The organism is Luteibacter sp. P1_D3, assembly GCF_056406135.1.
In genome coordinates this window covers 1-18,970 of sequence record NZ_JBFUAT010000056.1, presented here as the reverse complement: position 1 = coordinate 18,970, position 18,970 = coordinate 1, and the positions used below count along the sequence as shown (strand labels likewise).

Here is an 18,970-nt window from a genome sequence, read left to right as displayed (position 1 = left end):
AACCGGGAGGCGCAAGAAGCCGGATACTGCACAGCTTCGAGCTGCTCTTGCCCGTCGCMCTGTCGCTCTCGCATGTAGGCGTGCGAAAGCGCTGGCGGAAAATACCGCCCCTCCAGCGCTCCGGACTTTACAGACACGGACAAGCCCCGGCCGTGCCCGTTGAATTGGGCTCGCCGATGACCCGTTATCCGGTCAGCCGCACTGCGGTTCGCTGAAACGCCAATCGTTGAAAGCCGGCACGCGCACGACGCTTATAAGCTGTTGGGCGCAGTCTCAATATCCAGCCGCATCCAGCCTCTTCTCGAGCTCCCGGCCAAACTTGCCAAGGTTTGAACCGCACGCGTGCAGCCAGGTGCGCAGCTGGAGCGTATCTACTCTGAGGACGCCCCGTTCTACCTGTGAGACATATGGCTGGGAGATGCCGGCGGCAAGCGCGACGTCGCCCTGGGTCATGCCCTTGGCTTCCCGGGCTTCTCTAAGGAGGACCAGGAAATACGGATACTCGTTTTGGTAGATGGATTTGCCCTTCGGCATCAACGTCGCTTACCCGATTCGGTGAAGCGACGCTAAACAGCATATTGCAATATTCTATATTCTTATATTTTTCGATCTAAGATTCCTCCCACACGGACTTGGGGATCTTGGAATGAAAACCGCTTTGACTGCTCTGCTCTTGCTCGCCACCCTGCCCGCCATCGCCCAGGACGCACCCGCTTCCGCCTCGACCGCGCCCTCGTTCTGGCATCGCCTGGGCTCCGGCATCAAAGACTCGGCATCCCGCGTCGGCCAGGAAATCAGCAATCCGGGCTCCACCCAGGGCGATGCGTTCCGGCCGCTGACGCCTGGCGCAAGTCAGCTCGTCGACATCTTCCCGAAGAGCCAGGCCGGCGAAGCTGCCCTGCGACACCTCGCGTGGCCGCGTGTGGCCGTGACCTTTGAAGAGTACGGTGAGCACAAAAACTGCTGGACCGCGCGTGCACGTATCTGGACTGATGCGATGAATCACCACGACGAACGTTTCCAGATTTGTCGCAAGTCGCCAATCAAAGCGACGAATGATCTCGGTCAGTCGGGTTACGCGATGCCCAACGACCAAGAGGCGCGCCTCGCAGAGGGCGCGCAAACCTATCCGCCAACCCAGACCACCGGCGTGGTCGCGACCGAGGGGCCGAATCCGCCGACGATGCTTTTCATGCGCGACATCCCTTCTGGCCTCATCCAGGCCCAGTGGTCTGTGCTCACGCGGCTGTTGCGCGTCACCGGTTTTGGCGCAGGCATCGCGAACGGGCACGACTACCGGATGTGGATCGCCGGATATGAGCCGTCTGGCAACAAAGGCTAACCAGGCGATGTCGCTGCGTCATCCCCGCCCCACCCCTGCTGCTGCCGTTCATGCGCGGCAGGTTGGGCGGGGGCGAATACGTCCCCCAATTCCGGAGTCACCATGTCCAATTACTCGCCGTGGTACGCAGCCGTTTTTCTCGCGGGCTGCGTGGTCTTGTTCCTGGTCTTGCGGGCGATGCATCGCGCTTCAATCGTACGAGCGCCGGTCTTCAAAGGCCACCGCCTGACGCTTGCGATTGACGAGGCTGCTAGCCAACTCGTCATCACGATGGATGACCATGCAGGTGTGGTGCGCATGCCGCTCGGCTCTGTGGCCTCCTACCATTCCATCAATTACGCCCCTGTGCCCGTCCGGGCTGACCAGACACCGCCGAAGACCGGCAGTGCGACGCTGTACGTCACCTCCTACAAAATTCCTGACGTCTTCGAAAAAGAACGTGTGCATGCGGTCGACAGCGGCCCGCTCGTCGCGAGCAGTTGGAGCCGCGTGCTACCCGAATCCGAATCCCGGCTTGCCGCCGCATGGCTCGACCGTCGCGCAGCACTCATTGCGCCCGACTTTGTGGGTCACGTCAGGACACTGAATGCCCAGAAGAAGGACGCCGCGGCGGCTGCCCGGCGTCACTTGCCGGAAAGCCCCGTCATCGAGTGCGACCGGGGCCGATTGGTCAAACACTACGCCTACGTGGCGTTTTTGCCGTCCGGATTCGTGTATGGCATGACCGAGATGAACGGACTGCCTGTTCCTGTGACGCGGGTGCATGCCGACATCGGGCGGAAGATTCGCGTTGTGTTCGCCGGACAACCGTGGGCACTCACTTTTGAGCTGACCCAGGGCGAGATGCAAACATTGCAAGGCTTGCAGCAAAAAGGCCTTTTGCATCTGGCACCGCCGCTTCCGCATGGCAGTTGAAAACTTGCGGCACGATGGCCCTCGGGCACTGACGCTTATCCAGCCAACGGCCTATCACGCGTGGCTGATGGATTCGTCACGCAGGGGTACCTAACCCTCACCCATGGCTACCCTCGACGAAAACCCCATTTTKACTTGAGCCCACCTCGCCCTGGAGGCCACGGCGATTGGGCAGGCGATGCTTGATGTCGATACTGCAACGATGCCGCGGGGCGACATTCTGTCTTCTTGCCAATCCCTGATGTCCGGTTATTGCTAGAGAGCGCCGAAGCAACATCGTCTTGCTTTGGCTTCTCAATCCCGGCTAGGGCCATGCGACGCAAAGAACTCAACGAACTGATAACAGCGGTCGGCGCGACGCTGCGACGGGGCTCGGACTGCAACGTCCGGTATGGGCTCCCCGTGCGCTGGTGCGTAGATCTTCCCAGGGATTGTCCCTCGTCTCATGGATTCCCATCGTTGGGGGCCGTCGAGGCCTGGGTACGGGGCTGGACCGCAGGACTCATTGCCGAAGAGCGTGCCGTCGAGGGATTCCGCTCCATTTGCCTGTCAGCCGACGCCGCCCTATCGGAGTCAATCCACGACTGGGTGAGGACGAACGAGCCGGATCCTGCGCTTGGAGCAGCTCTCGACGAGGTTGAGCGAATCTACGCGACAGTCGCTCCTCTGCCTCGCCGGTGGAAGGCAGACGCCCTGCGCCTGATGCGCATTGCAGCGCCCGAGCCATGGAGTCCCCTCGTGACTCATCTGAAAAACGCCTACGAAAGAATCGACGCTCATGTGTTGGCGACATTGCCTCGGGCAACCACATGCCGCATCGACCGCCCGAGGTTATAGGCGAGACATATCCGGTAGACACCGCTCCTGGAGCTGACTACGCTTGCGTGACAGAAGCAATGGAGTGTGAAGAGATGAGCGCACCTTCGACTGAAGCAGGCAACGAACCTGGTCGCAACGGGGGCCATGAGCAAACGGATGAAGCGCCGGCTCCGGGCTGGCCTCTTGCCGATTGGGTTCTTTCCCATTTGGGTACTGGCGAGAATATCGCAGGGGTGTTCGACGCAAACCTGCGACTGGCAGTCAAGGCAATGACTGCCCTCAATGCGTCCCCTAACCGGGTCGACGAAGAAACGCTGACCGCGGCGCTTCTGGGAAGCCTTATCGCGTCACTTCCGCTGAGCGTCCTCGCGTTCGGACCGACGGATGATCCGGGCGGATCATTCGGCTGGTCGCAATATAAAAAATCGGGCTCGGACCCTTTATCGGAGTCCGCCAAGGGCGCCGATTTTGCGCTGATGATGAGCCGGCCCAGCGGCAAGATGCGCCTGATTGTCTTCCAGGCCAAAACCGACTCTTCATTGCACCAGCGGGAGGGGACCATTTCTCTCTCGCAATCCCGCAAGGATGGCACCGAACGGGTTTTCCAGATTGAGCGCCTCGCAACACACGCCGACGAGTTACTCAAATGTGTCTCTGTGCCCGTCAAGAGGAAGGGCCAAATGTTCGTGCATTACCTGTGTCAACTCGACGAGCGCGGGATGGGTCTACGGTGCATACAGCTCAAAACTCTGCAGGCCGTCGTGACAAGTGCGCGAGCGAGCGGCACGCCGCCAGGGGTCTTTAAAGTCACCGAAGACAACAGCGTCGACTTCCTGAAGGTTCTTGCAGACGGCTTCTCCGACACGCCGACTTACTGGCTCGACCTGGGTCAGGCATATGCAGCCAAATTGCCGGTGCCTCTCCAGCTCAGGGAAATCGCCGAAGAGATGGGACTTTATGGTACCGACGATGGGCGCAGCGGATGGTTGAAACTCTTGAAGGACGCCGACCTGGAAGGCTCAGTCCTCGCGAGACAAGCCTCTCCCTCTCTCGAGTTTGAAACACGTGCCGAACCACCTGCCGCACCCGGCTACGTGCCCAAGCCCCCTCGCCGAAGAATGTGATCCCGTGAACGAGATATCTCTAAGGTTTAGAGGGTCGCGACGGCTTGACGGGCGGCCCGGATTTGCCTTGGTCGGTGTTCGACTCAGCGGCGTTTTCAATGACCGGGATAGCCTTGGCCATCGCTGACTGCAGATACCCGCGCTCGACCCCCGTGATGATGCCGAGCAGATGCCCCAGCAGCCTCGGATCCGTCCCGTGCAGTCGTCGCACCCCCGTTTTGAGTTCATCCCTCACCCGGGTCAGGGTATGAGCCGCGACGACCTTCTCCTGCCGCAGGCCTTCGGCTTCGTCGCGCAACGAGCTGACTGCCGCTTTCAATTCCTGGACGTGGTTGTTGGCTTTTGTCGCTTCGGCCGCCACCCGGTCCCTGGCACGGGATGCCGCGTCCATCCTGCGGCGGAGCATTTCAAACAGGCTGTTTGTGCGTTGGTTGGYCTCTCGGAGCACCTCGTTGGCTTTTGCCCGTCGTTCGCGCGCCCGGTCGAGCTCAAACTCATGGTCGAGCGCGTGCGCGGTCAACCGCGTCTGCTGCTCACCCAGTGTGTCATGAGTGCCCTCCTGCTCGCTGACGGCCTTGAGTGCGTCTTCAACGTGGGTCGCAATGCCCATCGCAAACTCGAAGTCGCGCAACTCCGGCAGCGACATGTCGCGGGGGGCCTCTCGACGAAGGCGGGCCGTAAGCGGATGGGTTTTCGGGTCCGTTTCCACCACGACCGGGGGTTCGTCGTCATCGAAGTCGAACACGAACGGTTTTTTGGTGACGCGAGACAGGGCTGTCTTTCCCCGCTGGTGGCCTGCCGATTCCACGTGCCACAGCCGGGACGCTTCCCGCATCAGTCGCCCGGCAAACGCTTTGCCCAATTGGGGATTGCCAGTCATCGCCAGGCGACCGGCAAAGCCTGACCGCGTACTCGAGCGGTCGAGAACCGAGTCAGACCCATCGGGCAGCGCCAGTGAGCGGGTGGGGAAACACAGACGGACCTGCCGCCCGGTGTCTTCAGGCATCGGGATGGGCGCCGTGCCATCGAACACCACGTACGTCACCGGGACACGGAGTTCGCGGGAGACAAAGCCTGCCAGTGTCCACGCGAACTCGCGCATCGCGTCGTCGTCCATCACGGCCGGCGCATTGGTCCTGACTTCGAACAACAGGGGTGCGGGGCCGTGGCGTTCGGTCCACTCCACCCTACTCCAGACGTTTTCAGTGTCGGTTGCCCATCCGGGCGAGTTGAGGGGGGCAAGCGTCGTTGCCGTGTGCCGCTCGTCTCGCCGCAGGCGGTAATCGTGGGTCAGCCCCGTGCGTCCATCGAGCAGGCGGAGGCGCAGGCGCTCGGCGACGAGGGCCACGGCGTTTCCCGAATCGGGCCGAGTCATCAGTTGAAGGTCGAGATCCAGATTGGTGTTCATGAAAGGCCCTCCTTGGCCAGTGTTTTACGGGTTGGTTTTCCGGCGTAGGAACGGTTCTTCAGCCCGCGCGGCAGACATGACGTCCTGGACGTCGAGCTCAAGGACGGTGGCGAGCTCGGCCACATCGTTTTTTTGCTCGTCAGACAAGGCCACTGCGATGGTACTGACGACAGACCGGAAGTCAGGCTTGTAGGCGTGCATCTTTGAAACAATGTCAGCCCGGACCTTTTCCTCACGATCCTTCTCGATGTCCCGCGCCATCGAGAGTGTCTTGATGACCTCGACGTGTTGATGGATGTCGGTCTGTGCGCGCGTGGCAAGCCTCGCCGAGGTTTCTCGGTTGGTCTGCAGAATGGACCACTCGTCCGACGGGATGTGCAGCCGTGCCCGCAAGGGGTTGGCCACAAGCCAGGCGGTCAGTCGCTCTTCGGCGCGGTACAAGGCCGCGTCGGTAACAGCTTTCTGGGCGCGCGCTTCAGCGAGGGCAGACTCTTCCCGCATCATCTGCATATCAAAGTCGCCTTGTGCCTGGCGGGCACGTTCTTGTGCAAACAACAGTGACTCGATGAAATCGGCAAGAAACATCGCACGCTCGAGTGCTGCGTGTTCGGCATCGTTGTTCGGCCTCGGCCCAGCGCTTCGCATGAGTTCTGCAAGGCGAAGGTGCGAGTCGATGCGCAGGGTCCTTCCACCGACGAAGGATGCCCGGTTGATGAGCGGCGCCTTACCCCGGATTTCCCGCGATGCCGCACGCCGGGCGCGCACGACACCACCCTTGAGCGCGGTCTCCACCGATTTCTCCCGCCTTGCATGCAGGCGTTGCTTGACCGAGGAAGCGTCCAGTTGCGGCACGGGTGCCGCGCCGCTGGTTTTCGGATACCACTGGTTCTTTGCGCCATAGCGCCGTGCCCGGGTGGGCTTCGGTGTCTTGTCGAGCCCGAGGCGCTTGTAGCTCTTGGACTCGTACGTTGCGGGGAGCCCTGCAGCCGCAAGATGTGCATTGGCAAGCTTTGCCCATTTTTCGTTCATCGAATCGACGATGGGTGCGGACTGGCGGCGGTTGGACAGCTCCGAGAGCTTGCGGCCAAAGCGCCACGTCCCTCCGCCGCCCTCCCCTTCGCGAATGAGTTCACGAGTCGGAAAGAGGAGATGCGCATGGAAGCCAATCTTGTCGGCAGGCTTGACGTTCCCATCGAGGTCGACTGCATTGTCGCGGTGCACAGCGATGCAGACGGGCACGTTAAAGCGGGCGACGACGTAGCCGGCCATCGAGCGGGACATGGCAATTGCCGCCTTCTCGTCCAGGCCGAAGGGGATGGGGATGCGGTAGTCGCGGCAGATTTGCGCGTCGACGCGGTTTTCTGCTTTCTCGATTTCGTTCCAGAGAGTTCCAGGTTCAAGCAGCCATGCGGGCGCGCCTTGCGGCCCCATGGTTTCGCCATAGACAACCTGTTTTCCGGAGCGTTTGCTGTAGTCGTGCCAGGTTTCGGTGCGCTCATCGAAGAGTTTGATGCCGAGCCTGTAGGCGGCGGCCGCAACCGCGCTGTGGTTGCGGTCGCGATTGTGAGTGTGGAGATGCGGGCGGGCGTGCTCTGYCATTGGTGTACTTCCTTGTCGTTGGTCGTTGGCCTTCCTGGCCGGTTCGGCAGTTGGGTAAATTACAAACCCGTCCGCATTGCTTATATGCATACATCGAATAATGACGCCGTCAAGGGGGTGACGTGAAATTATTTCTGGTATCAACCTGGGTGTAACGCGACCAGTTGGTCACGGTGCGCAGACAAGGGTGTTGCCGTTTGCAGAATCGACAACAGACCTCTCAGCTTAGCGATTTCAGCCGAAAAACACGGCTTTTGACCTGGAGAGGCTGTACATCTGGGCGTCTGGACATCTGCACTGGACCCTATGCACCGCCACGGGAAGCAACGCGGACCGCTCGCATGCAACGCATGCTAAGACGTGCTCTCAGTTTTTCTGCAGGGGGTGACTTTCGCAGTCTGAAACTGCCGCCCCGGTCTTTCGCCCCTTGTCGACAACCTGCAGCCAGATCGCGACCGCAACGCCATCAGGCCTCGCGGGTAACATATGGCACTGGGGACTTATCTGCACGGTCCGGGCGAGCTACGCGGGTCTGCAGGCATGCGTAGTCCAAGTAACCCGGTCATCGATGTCACCATCATGCAACACGACGCAGGCGATCCACCGGCCATCTACCACTTGGGGAATTCCGTCCTTACGCACCCGCGACTGGCAAGCGCACAATCGCGCGGCGCGAAGACCTTGCTTCACAGCTGGGCTGGCGGGCACTGCCCCTTCACAAAACGAAAGGAATTATCGATGAGCGACAAGCGTGAGGCAGGCGGCGAGAGCCTGCGAAGGACCATTGAAAACGCAGCGGCAACCGATGCCTTCATCGAAGCAGGCGACCATGCGCTGGACCACTTCACTGGACTGGCCGGGGAGGTGCCTGTCCTCAAGTGGATCGTCGCAGCGGGCAAAGCGGTTTCAAGCGTCCGCGATTATTTTCTGCTCAAGCGTATTCGTGCGTTCCTCACCGATTTCAGCAAAGTACCCCCCGCAGAGCGCAACGAGGTCATCGAACGGCTGGACAGGTCTCCCGAGTACGCACGGCGCGCCGCCGAAGCGCTTCTTGTCCTACTCGACCGTATCGACAGTGACGTCAAGGCCATCTGGGTCTCACGTGCGCTACGCGCCTACGCCTCAGGGGTCATCGACGCGACGCAACTGATGCGCATCAATTCCGCTATCGAGCGGTTGCCGGTCTGCGACGCAGATGCCATCAAGGCGTCCTGCCTGGGCCACACCGGCAAGCAGCCCCTGATGTGGGGCCAGAGCGCCTATGCTCTCGCGGCACTGAATGCGGGGCTGGCCACGTTCGACGCCCAGTGGGAGGAAGGATTGATTCGGCCAACAAAGGACTGCGAGCTCTTTGTCCGGCTTGTTCTTTCAGCCAACGAGAAATAGCGCCGAGTATCGAGTCGCGACGCCTTCAACGAGCCCCCGCTTGGCCCTGCGGAGCTGTACCGAGCCGCTTCGACTGACGTCCGCGTCGGCGATTGAAAAGCACTTCAGTGGCGCGCCAAGCCGGCTTTGGACGTCCGGCAAACGACGACGGCTCCGAGAGAAAGGAGCGCCATCCCCTGCCGGGGGGCGCCTCAGAGCCGGCAACCGCTGTTTGCCGCGACCCGATTGGGGTCGGCCGGCCACATCACTGGCGAATCGTGAGGAGGCCCTCTTCGTCGACCAACCGGTTGGCTAGAACGCACCGATCCACCACACCGCCGATACGCTCCCTGACCTGGGCTGAAATCGCGCGGATCCCCATTGCGCGGGCCACACGCTCGACGACCTGCTCCCGACTCGCACCGAAGTTGCGTTCGACGACGAGCAAGACAGCTTCAACCAGCTCCGCCTCGGGCAGGTATTCGGCTTTTCGCAGGGCGACGGACGCGACCTCCGACCGGTCGCGGGGAATGATGGTTGCACCGGGCATCGACAGCCACACTCCGTCTTGCTCGATGTAGCGCTGCCTCACCGCAACGTCGATGGCCTTTTCCACAGCAATCTGGATGCGGCTGCCGGCACGCTTGGCGCCCCAGGCATCACGAATGCGGGAGACGACCTCGTCGGTGTGCACAGGTCCCTCGGTGCTGACGACTTCCACGGCAAGCTGGGTGAGGATGCCGGTGGGTATCTCGTGAATCTCCTCACTGCGATGCATCGGCCGCCGCGGACTCGCCTCAACGTACATGGCAAAAGCAAAGTCACCGTCCGCCGCCCTCTCCTCGCGCTCGACGACGGCTGCAGCTGCTGCGAGCTCGGAGGCGACGGCTTCTTCAGCGGCGTGCTCGTCGAACGAAGCGCGTGCCGCATCAATCTGCCGACAGACGAGGTCGAGTTGCTCTTGCGGGCGCTGGAACCAGTCGGTACTCCAGATGCGGTGGAGGTTCCATCCGTGGTCTTCGAGCACCTGCTGGCGCAAGCGGTCGCGGTCACGCGCAGACTGCGCGTTGTGATACGAAGCGCCATCGCACTCAATGCCAAGGAGAAACCGGCCGGGGCGCCCGGGGTCGGTGATGGCCAAATCGATGAAGAAGCCCGCGAGACCGACCTGTCGGTGGACCTCATAACCGCGCTCTTCAAGGGCGGTTGCAACCTGCTCTTCGAAGACGGAGTCGAAATCCCGTCCTGAGACGGCGGCCGTGTCGAGCTTTCCGGTTCGCGCGTATCGGAGAAAGATGCGGAACGCCTCGATACCCTTGCGATTGGCGGAAAAGGACGGGTCGATGTTTTCGTCGGTCATCGAGGAAAACACCTCGCATCGCTGCTTGGCACGGCTGATGAGCACGTTGAGGCGCCGCTCACCCCCTTCGTTGTTGAGGGGACCAAAGCGCATCGGCACCTTTCCGCCGGGTACCGTGGGGCCGTAGCCGACCGAGATGAAGATGACATCGCGCTCGTCGCCCTGGACATTTTCGAGGTTCTTGATGAAGAACGGTTCGCTGTTGCGGCGGTTGAAGAACGCTTCGGTTTCAGGCGGCAAGGTGCGGCGCAAGACTTCGAGCTCATCGTTGATGGCACGGCTCTGCGTCGCCGAGAAGGCTGCCACGCCAAGAGACAGCTTCGGATGGAGCCGCGCGTGCTCGACGATGGCTTCAGCGACCATCCGTGCCTCTGGGGCGTTGACGCTCTTGACCGGCGTCCCAAACACACCCTCCCGGACATGATGGAACCGCAGGCCCCGTCCCCCTTCCTGCGTCCAGGGGCTTGGCACGATGAAGAGCTTGTTTTCATAAAACTGCCGGTTGCTCACGGCAATCAACGACTGGTGGCGGCTGCGGTAATGCCAGCGAAGCATGCGCATGGGCAGTCCGCGCGCGGTAAACAGGCCGAGGATGCTTTCGACGTCACCCACCTTGGTCGGCTCGTCTTCGTCGACTTCCTCGTCGCCGCTGGTCATCTTGGCGAAGAAGTTCGTCGGCGGCAGCTGCCGGGGGTCGCCGACCACCACGACCTGTTTCGCGCGGGCCACAGCACCCAGGGCGTCGACTGGCTGGATCTGGCTCGCTTCGTCCATGACAAGGAGGTCGAACTCCATTGCCCCCGGCGGGAGGAACTGGGCGACCGACAACGGACTCATCATGAAAACGGGTTTGAGCGCCGTCAGCGCCGGGCCCGCTCGCTCGACGAGCTTTCGCAACGCCATGTGGCCTTTTTTCTTCTGGATTTCCCCCCGCAACACGCCGAGTGGTCCTATGGATCCGCTGTCCCGGCGAGGGACGTTCTGGTGATGTGCGCGCACGACTTCCCCGGATGCCGCGACGATGCGCTGGCGGTCCAGATCGGCAAACTCGCGGACAAGGTGGCCGTGTGCCACGCCATCGAACCGGCCAAGGGCTGGCTCGGCCTTGAGCACACGGCGGTATTGACCCTCAAAGTAGGCAAATTCAAAGGCGGAAACGGCGCCGTCGGTCGCTAGGCGCCCGTCGGCAAGGCGGGCGACCACGTCCCCGCATCCTTCAGCGATGGCCCTTGCCGCACGGTCACGGTAGGTCACCCAGCGATGAAGCTCTTCTTGCTCGGCGACCCAACGCGACAGACGCCAGCCCAGGGTGTCGAGATGCACGTCATGAATGACGTCGGCGCCCACACTCGCCGAAAGGTCGAGGTTGAGCTCATCGGCAATCGCGCGGAAAGCCGCAGTCAGGTGCGCAACCGACGCGTCGAGAACCCTGGCACGCGGGACGAGCGCCGAACGCTCGGTAACACGACCGGCAAGCGCTCGGATGTCGCCATTGGCGTGCACCCATGTGGCCGCTGACGATAGCGCATCCCAGTCGCTGTCGAGACCGTTCCAGGCCGATCCGAACAACGCGCGGCCAAACATGTCTTTGTCTTGCAATCCCTGCGTTGCGTCTCGCCCGGCGTCGAGCCGGTCGAAAACGGCGTTAACCAAACCCGCATTCCCCGGCGGGACGACAAGCAGGCGACTTGCCACGGACCAGGCATTGGTGTGGCGGACAGCAAGTTGCAGCAGAGACTCCAGATCGACCTGCTCCGGCCCTGTTGCCTCACCGAAGACCTGCGCGGACCGGGAGAGGAAGTCGGCATGGACGCCGGAGAGGTCCGGAGCGAGCTGTGCGAGGAGCACGTTGACCTGTTTTGAGCGTTGGGCGACGTCTTCTTTTTCAGGACCACGGGAAGCGATGAGCCTGGGTTCTGCGCCAAGCCCGCGCAACGAGCGCATCCATTCGACGAGTGCAATCAGGGGCGCAGACGCGGACCGCTCCCCTTGCCAGTCCCCGCCAAATGCCGCACGCGCAAAGCTGTCGTCAACCCGCAAGACTCGACGTGCCTCCTGACCCCGGATGAGGGTCTCGAGGGTGGCGAGTGTCACAGGGAGGGGTTGAGCCGGGTTGGTCAGCACAGAGCGCATGAGCTTGTTGGCTGCCCGCCACTCTCCACTCAGGTACCGGAGCAAACCGGTGCCCTTCGCAGCAAGCACGGCGCGGGCCGAGCCGACGTCGATGTCCCACGCCAGTTCCTGGATTTGACCGGCGAGCGAGCCACGGACAACCTCGAGATCGGCAACCGTGTTGGCAATGCCACCGGCACGCTCGACGCCCCCCTCCCACAGTTCGGAAGCAAACGTCTCCGGACTCGCCGGTGGCGCGTTGGCGACCCGCTCGCCGATTTTGGCCATCCGGGAAAATTCGCCGGTCGTCGGCGCGCATTCGCGCCCCAAGGCGTGGGACAAGCCCTTGGCCGCCTGGACCAGCCCCGGAATTGCGTCTCGGACCGTCGCCAGGCGCTGGATGGCCGCCGCATCGAATGCCTCGGGCAAGGCAGCGAGCGCCTGCTGCGCTTCCCGGGTGTCCTCATCCCAGGCGGCGTGGGTGACTTCCGCGGACAGGGCCTGGCGCAAAGCGGCAAAGCGGTGGCCATCGCCAAGAAGGGCATCGACAGCCGATGCCTCAGTCCAGGCCTCATGGGCCATGGCCTCGGCGTCGAGCACAGGGGCAGCGCTGACGCGCTGGGCGAGCTCGGAAAGCGGGGCAACATCATTGAACCTGAGCGGCGCACCGGCTTCGAGCACTGCGGCGGTTGCCGCCATGTGTTCCCGCGCGTGCTCGAGCTGGCCGCGGAGTGCGGCAACGCGGACCACCAGGCGCTCGCGGTCGGTTGGCGCCATTGCCTCGATGCCGACGCCGGTAAAAGCGTGGTCGTCGGGCCTGCCGATGATGTCGATCCGGGTCACGAGGTCGCTCAGGAGAGCGTGACGCCGTTCGAACCCATCCGCGCCCCATCCATCGATGCCCTCGAGTGTCACGTCATTGGGCATCACGCCGGCCTGCCTCAGGCGCGACAGGTGCCCCATCACCTGGAAGGGGGAAAGGCCAGACGCGGGGTCGATGCGGTGGAGCCGGGAGACATGCGCGTTGAGTTCGTCGCGCGCTTCGGTCAGGCGGGAAATCAGGGTGCCGGTTGGTGCTGCCTTGGGTGCGCCGAGCTCCCAGGTGCGCCGAAGCTCCTCGAGCACGGCGCGCTTGTTGGCCTTGTTGCTGTGGAGTTCAAGGCAGGCATCACCCACACCCTTCTCATCCAGGCGGCGCTTGACGACTTCCAGTGCCGCCATCTTCTCGGCAACGAAGAGCACGGTCTTGCCGTCCTTGATGGCAGCGGCAATGACATTGGCAATGGTCTGGCTCTTGCCGGTGCCGGGCGGTCCCTGAATGACCATGTCGCGGCCACGGCGCACTTCGCGGATGGCGATGGCTTGCGAGCTGTCACAATCGAGAATGTGGAGCATGTCGGCCGGAGGAATGACCGGGTCGATGTTCGCTCCTTCGTCGAGCATGCCTTCCCCGCCCGGAAACCCGTCGGACAATAGCCCCTTGACCAAGGCACGGTCGACAATGGTGTTGCCCTTGGGCCAGATGGCAGGGTCGAGGTCGCGGTACATCAAGAACTTGGCAAACGAGAAAAAACCCACCGTCATCTCGTCCGGCAAGACTTCCCAGCCCGGCTTTTCCGACACTGTTCGTGCGACGTCAGCGCAGTACGCATCAATGTCAAAGCTTTCGTTCGCCTCGAACGCCGGCATGCGAAGCTTGTGGACACGGTCGAGGTATGCTTCAAGTGACAGGTTGGACGCCACATCTTCCAGTCGGGCCTTCAGGCGGAACCGCTCGCCTGCAGTGCCACGGCTAAGCTCGACGGGGACAAGGACCAATGGTGCGTAGCGGACATTTGTTGCCTTGTTCGGGTCGACCCATTTGAGTGCGCCGAGGGTGGCATAGAGGACGTTGACACCCTGCTCTTCCTCGAGCGTCTTCGAATTGAGGTACAGCTCGAGCAAACGTTTCTGCAGTCCCTTGCCGGTCAAGCGAGTCTGGAGTTTGGTGTCGGTGTGACGCAACAGCACGCCGCGTTCGTCCGTACCCTCGTCGTCGGGCTGCGCGAGCTGGTCGATTTCGTCGGGCTCGTCGCCGGTTGACTCATCATCCTCCGCAACATCCTCTCCCGCCGCGGCTTTGCCCGCGAGGAAGGTAAATGCCTTGTTTTCCCGAACAAGCAGGCGGTAAACCTCAGCAGCTTTCTCGTCGATGACCGCAATGGCCGACGACTTGCTCGTCCGCGGCATGTTGAGCAAACGGTTCCGGGCGGAAAGGTCAAGGAGCTGCGTGCGAGCGCGTTCGAGCTTTTCGGCGTTCGGCAGCGAGCTTTGAAAAATCAATGCATCGTTGACTTCGGTGACGGGTTCCATCTTCAACTCCGTTCGCGGATGGTTTCCCACCGACGCTGGGCCATCGGGCCCATGATTTTTACATGCGGCAATGCGCCGAAAGCTTATGCGTTGTCCGGTGTTTCGGGGCCACTGACACCTTCGACTGCGAGGGCGAGTGCCCCCTCGTCGCCGCCCGATACGGGAAGGAGTTCCTCGCGGCGAGTTTTCTTGCCCCTTGCACCCGCTGCAACGAGTCGCTGGGCGCGCGACACCACTGACTGATTTGAATCGGTCAGCCTCGTCTTCGCCTTCGTGTACGCCTCCCCCGCCTGGCGAAGACGGCCCTCGATTGCGTCGAAGTCCTCGAGGAAGCCTCCAAGCGCATCGAGAAGCTTGGTCGCTTCGTCGTTGATGACGCCAACCTGCCGCTGGATCTTGTCCCGCGTCCACAGGCGTTCGACCACACGAAGCATCGCCATGAGGGTATTGGGCGATGCGAACACCACTTTCTTCGCGAAAGCCTCGGTCTGCAAGTCTGGGTTGATGCTTAACGCAGCGGACAAGGCCCCTTCGATGGGGACAAACAGGATGGTGAGATCCAGTGCGTCGGCCCCGAGCACTTTTGGATAGTTCTTGTCAGAAAGGTCGCGCATGTGGGCGCGAAGGGCCGCCGCGTGCCGGATGAGCCCGTCCTGGTGTCCTTCGGGGGTCTGAGCGTCTTGCGCTTCGGTCCAGGCAATGAAGTTCATTTTCGAATCGACCACCACGCGGCGCCCGTCGGGGAGGTTCACCACCACATCCGGGTATTTCCGCTGGTTGGTGTCGTCGTCGATGGTGTGCATCTGGGTGACGTAGTTTTTGCCTTCTTCAAGGCCCGAGCCTTTGAGCACGGTTTCGAGAATCAGCTCGCCCCAGTCGCCCCGCGTTTTCGCATTGCCTTTGAGCGCGCGCGTCAGCGCTTCCGCGGCCGTGGCCATGTTCTGGTTGAGCCCCTTCAACTCGCCAATGGTGCCCACCAGTTGCGCGTGCTCCTTGGCCTGGTCGGTCCCAAGCTGTTCGACCTTGGCCTGAAACGTGCTCACTTTCTCTGCAAAGGGCCTTAAAGTCGCCTCAAAGCTCACCTTTGACACCTCAGAACTTGCCTGGATGCGCTGGTCAAGCAGCAGGGATTTTTCGTCGAACACCTTGCTGGCCGCCTCGGTAAACGCCGTCCGCATCTCGGCTTGAGCCCTGGTGAGAAAGCCCTTGGTCTCAACGACCGCTTCCCTTGCGGCATCGCGCTCGGATGCGGCTGTCGCGTGGTCGGCACGCATCTGCTGGAACCGGACCGACAACAGCCGAAGCTCTTCCCTGGCCGAGTCGCGCTCGATGGACAGCTGGGCCGCTTCCTGCGTTTTGGACGCGAGGTTGGCCTCGGCCACCGCCGCTGTTTGCCGGATCGCGTCGACTGTGCGCGTCGCCACGTCCCGCGCGGCCTGCAATACGTCGCGTTCTTGCCGGATACGCGTAACCTCGCTCGCCCTGGACTCGGACGTCGCTTTGGCTGTGGCGAGCTCTCGCTGCAGGCGTTCGACTGTTTCCCGAAGTGCAGAACTGTCGCTGTCGCGGGCGACGATGGCCGCTTCCAGCCTCAGCACCGTGCCAGCCGCCTCGTTCGCGCGGGCGACAAGCCCAGCTTCTTTTGCCCCGGCAGTGGAAACGTCAGCGGTCAGGGCTTCAGCGCGGGCCTCCGCCCGAGTCGCGCGGTCTTGGGCATCGGGAAAACGACTCGCGTCCGCCAGCGCCAGCTCCAGACGCGCCTGGAGATGGCGCTGTGCGGCGCCGGCCCCCGCGCGAACGGTGACCACAATTGCCACCGCAACGACGACCACTCCCGCAAAAAGAGCCCATCCCCAACCCGGCATCGTTTCCATTGCACCTCTCCCTGACTTCTAGGACGGGAATCATACCAACGGAGGTGGGCATCAGGCTTAGCCGGCCTGCCGTTTACCCAGCAAGTCATCCGTGCGAGCGAGAAAGCTCCACTGTCCACCCCTGCCTGTTTGACATGACTCTTTCACCATTGCCTTCGGCCGGCCGCATTCGACTCATTACAGAAGAACGGGCCCCGCGTGGGCGACGCCAAGCCGGCCGAGTTCAAAGTGTTCGGCGAGCGATGCCTCCCGTGTACCAAACAAGACGCCGTCCGTGACGACAAATACCGGAAAAGGGAGGTCTCTCGACGCGAGCGATTCGACAAGTGCACGGATTGATTCATGGTCCCGCGGCAGCAATGTCGAAAGAAAGACAAACTCGCTCTTTATGGCCCTTGCGACATCCAGCAAGGAGCCTATCTGCGCATCACCGAATCCGGCGCGTGACTTGCATTCGGCGATGCCGACACGCCGGCCCAGCCTGAGGACCATGTCGATGTCGGTCTTTAACGTTCCGCCTTCGAATACCTCAAGGTTAGACCAGGAATCGATAACCCGGTACTTGGCCCTGAGAAAATTCAACAACAGGAACGTCGCCAACTGACCCTGGTCGAACGCCCTGGTCACCAGCCGGTTCACCTTGTACGCATCGCCATCCTCCACGACAGGCATGGCAATGCCATTGCCGCATTCGGGGCAGTGAATCCTCGCTTCAACGGCCTCAATCGGAAGCCATATCCGGCTTTTGCAGTGCGGGCAATGAATGTCCTTTCCGCGCAGGAGTACCCGGTGGTCATAGAGGGTCTGCACCTCCTCGCAGAAAGGCATACGGTCTGCCTTGCGGATACCTAAACTGGCGCACATCTGCTGCAGCGACATACAAATGGCCGGCAGACCTATCGAGCCATCCTCAATCGCCTGCTCGATTGCCCGGCTGGTGGCGTCGACCCCGCTGGAATCCCGAAGGGTCTTCTCAATCCGCTTCGAGCGTATCGCCGGCGACATTTGCGCAACAAGGCGGTAAGTCGTTTCTGTAGAAAGAGCCTTCGCCGCCTCGCGACCGGGTGAGGAAGAGACCAAGCGGTCGAGTTGTTCGAGCAAGGCCGTCTTCGCCGTTGGTCGAATCGTCATGCCCCGCTGCCCAAAGCGATGATGGACCCACTGGCTCAGGGAAGGAATGGTGAAAGTGCATGAGACGTCGCCCTCACCGGGAGCGACCTTGAGCACATACTGCGATGTACCGGCCCGGGATATCCGCGTAAAGCGTTCCGGAAAGCTCGACGCACCGGGGTTGAGCGATTCCATCAGCGTCCAGGAGTCCGCCCGAACCGGGTAGGCGAGCTCGGAGACCCCCCTCAGTTCCATGACGAAAGCGCCAGAAGCGCCTACTTCAGAAAGGGTCTTCGACGCCGGGTGCTGCACAGACAGTTCCGGGCCGTCAACGGTCACGTCCTGTGTGTGCTCGAACAACTTCCAGCGGTCATTTGCCGAGCCGAACCTGTACTCGTCAGGGCGCAAGCAGTCGACGCCAGGGAAATACGCGCTGGCGATTTGGGCGGACGCGTCGTCTCGCGCCACACAGGCATCGAATGGGTGATTGGAGACATCCATGCGGGCGAGCAAGTCGCTGGGAAGCCAAAATATCGCGGTATTGCCAAAGATCGCTCGCGTGTTCCAGAAGTAGCACAGCGACGACAGGTCACCTTCCGCGGCTACGAAAGCGTAGCGTCCATTCGCGAAGGATCGCGCGGTGTTGTAATTGACTTCCCACACACTTGAGCCGTTTCCGGTTCCGAATCCCACGCCCTCGCACAAGCCCCAAAAGGACTCGCGTTCTCCGCGCATCGCATCGACGACCGATTCGACCGCCGGAACGGCCTCGATTTTCAATTTTTCCAAGGCCGTGAACTGAAACCGCAAAGGGTCTGCGTCCTCACTCAAGCCAAAGTTCACCGCACCAAAAAAATTTTCGGGCGAGTCCATCATGGAGTCAGCTGCATACACGTCCGCTGGAAACGCATCGCCGAAAGCAATCAGCCCACGTGGCACACTCCGGAAGTATTCGAGCCCTGTTCCGAATCGCCCGATTCGCCAACGTCCGTCATCGGGAACGACGCATCTCGCCTCGAAATGGTCCTGGATTCGTTCCGATGCGAGCGCAGAGAGATTGAAGATGATGTCCGGGTCAAACCGCCGGACCAGTTCTGCCGTCGTCGGGGACCAGAGCAGGCGGTCATCCGGCAAGATAAGGTTGCGAAACGCGTCGACTTCCCCCGCAATTTCGCGGGCGATGCGGACAAAGGCCGGCCTGTCGTTGCCGTCAATCACGAACAGTTTGCGAAACGGCCTCATTTTCGTCGTGACGCTGACTCGACGCATTACGCTTCCTTGTCCTTGGGCAAACCCTATCTTACTTGGCCGTGACACCAGGCATCACGGTGCGTACGACTACGTCTCCTGCGCGTTTGGCGCGGCGTAACGGCTCGTGGACTCGAGCGCTCCAAGCGCCAGGCGAGTGCCCATTAAGCACCTTAGGTGGACCACGTGCACGGCCGTGCCCCCTCGGGACCGCAGCGACACATTGCCCAGGCCTTCTGCCTTGACAGTCAGGAACGGTGATCAAGGATGGGCGACTTCCCAACAGGATTCTGTCCATGTTTGTTTCCATCCCCGAACTTCTTGCCCTGCTCGCCTTTGTGT

10 protein-coding genes are annotated in these 18,970 nt (G+C 61.9%); 4 read left to right on the top strand and 6 right to left on the bottom strand.

All coding sequences use genetic code 11. The features are described 5' to 3' along the window. Positions 1-273: 273 nt before the first annotated feature. Complete coding sequence (locus AC1DYM_RS21825) at positions 274-534, bottom strand: helix-turn-helix domain-containing protein (RefSeq protein ID WP_477341973.1); 261 nt, start codon at positions 532-534, stop codon at positions 274-276. Between the two features lie 112 nt (positions 535-646). Here AC1DYM_RS21825 and AC1DYM_RS21820 point away from each other — a divergent pair, with 112 nt between their 5' ends. From AC1DYM_RS21820 to AC1DYM_RS21810, 3 genes are all read left to right on the top strand, one after another. Then, entirely contained in the window at positions 647-1,342 is a 696-nt protein-coding gene (locus AC1DYM_RS21820; protein WP_477341971.1) for a hypothetical protein, read from the top strand. 102 nt (positions 1,343-1,444) lie between these two features. Then, positions 1,445-2,257, top strand: coding sequence for a hypothetical protein (locus AC1DYM_RS21815; protein WP_477341969.1), 813 nt, complete (start codon positions 1,445-1,447; stop codon positions 2,255-2,257). A gap of 911 nt (positions 2,258-3,168) precedes the next feature. Further along, on the top strand, positions 3,169-4,200 hold the full coding sequence (locus tag AC1DYM_RS21810) for a hypothetical protein (RefSeq protein ID WP_477341967.1): 1,032 nt from the start codon (positions 3,169-3,171) through the stop codon (positions 4,198-4,200). Positions 4,201-4,219: 19 nt separating this feature from the next. Here the strand turns inward: AC1DYM_RS21810 and AC1DYM_RS21805 are convergent, their stop codons facing one another. Continuing rightward, positions 4,220-5,608: a hypothetical protein gene (locus AC1DYM_RS21805; RefSeq protein ID WP_477341965.1), complete on the bottom strand. Its 1,389-nt coding sequence runs from the start codon at positions 5,606-5,608 to the stop codon at positions 4,220-4,222. Between the two features lie 24 nt (positions 5,609-5,632). Beyond that, a complete protein-coding gene (locus AC1DYM_RS21800) occupies positions 5,633-7,207 on the bottom strand; it encodes a MobA/MobL family protein (protein WP_477341963.1) in 1,575 nt (524 codons plus the stop codon). Positions 7,208-7,945: 738 nt separating this feature from the next. Here AC1DYM_RS21800 and AC1DYM_RS21795 point away from each other — a divergent pair. Beyond that, a complete protein-coding gene (locus tag AC1DYM_RS21795) occupies positions 7,946-8,593 on the top strand; it encodes a hypothetical protein (RefSeq protein WP_477341961.1) in 648 nt (215 codons plus the stop codon). 244 nt (positions 8,594-8,837) lie between these two features. Here the strand turns inward: AC1DYM_RS21795 and AC1DYM_RS21790 are convergent, their stop codons facing one another. The 3 genes from AC1DYM_RS21790 to AC1DYM_RS21780 all read right to left on the bottom strand — a co-directional run bounded on the left by AC1DYM_RS21790 (position 8,838) and on the right by AC1DYM_RS21780 (position 18,649). After that, the gene (locus AC1DYM_RS21790) at positions 8,838-14,396 is read right to left on the bottom strand and encodes a DUF3320 domain-containing protein (RefSeq protein WP_477341959.1); all 5,559 of its coding nucleotides are present in this window, start codon (positions 14,394-14,396) and stop codon (positions 8,838-8,840) included. 83 nt (positions 14,397-14,479) lie between these two features. After that, positions 14,480-16,270 carry a DNA recombination protein RmuC gene (locus AC1DYM_RS21785; protein ID WP_477341957.1) on the bottom strand — a complete coding sequence of 597 codons (1,791 nt, stop codon included), beginning with the start codon at positions 16,268-16,270 and terminating at the stop codon, positions 14,480-14,482. Between the two features lie 177 nt (positions 16,271-16,447). After that, positions 16,448-18,649, bottom strand: a complete 2,202-nt coding sequence (locus AC1DYM_RS21780; RefSeq protein ID WP_477341955.1) for a hypothetical protein — start codon at positions 18,647-18,649, stop codon at positions 16,448-16,450. Between the last annotated feature and the right edge of the window lie 321 nt (positions 18,650-18,970).

Coding starts and splice junctions, on each gene's coding strand:
- AC1DYM_RS21825 (WP_477341973.1), bottom strand. CDS start 534: ATGCCGAAGGGCAAATCCATCTACCAAAACGAGTATCCGTATTTCCTG.
- AC1DYM_RS21820 (WP_477341971.1), top strand. CDS start 647: ATGAAAACCGCTTTGACTGCTCTGCTCTTGCTCGCCACCCTGCCCGCC.
- AC1DYM_RS21815 (WP_477341969.1), top strand. CDS start 1,445: ATGTCCAATTACTCGCCGTGGTACGCAGCCGTTTTTCTCGCGGGCTGC.
- AC1DYM_RS21810 (WP_477341967.1), top strand. CDS start 3,169: ATGAGCGCACCTTCGACTGAAGCAGGCAACGAACCTGGTCGCAACGGG.
- AC1DYM_RS21795 (WP_477341961.1), top strand. CDS start 7,946: ATGAGCGACAAGCGTGAGGCAGGCGGCGAGAGCCTGCGAAGGACCATT.
- AC1DYM_RS21790 (WP_477341959.1), bottom strand. CDS start 14,396: ATGGAACCCGTCACCGAAGTCAACGATGCATTGATTTTTCAAAGCTCG.
- AC1DYM_RS21785 (WP_477341957.1), bottom strand. CDS start 16,270: ATGGAAACGATGCCGGGTTGGGGATGGGCTCTTTTTGCGGGAGTGGTC.
- AC1DYM_RS21780 (WP_477341955.1), bottom strand. CDS start 18,649: ATGCGTCGAGTCAGCGTCACGACGAAAATGAGGCCGTTTCGCAAACTG.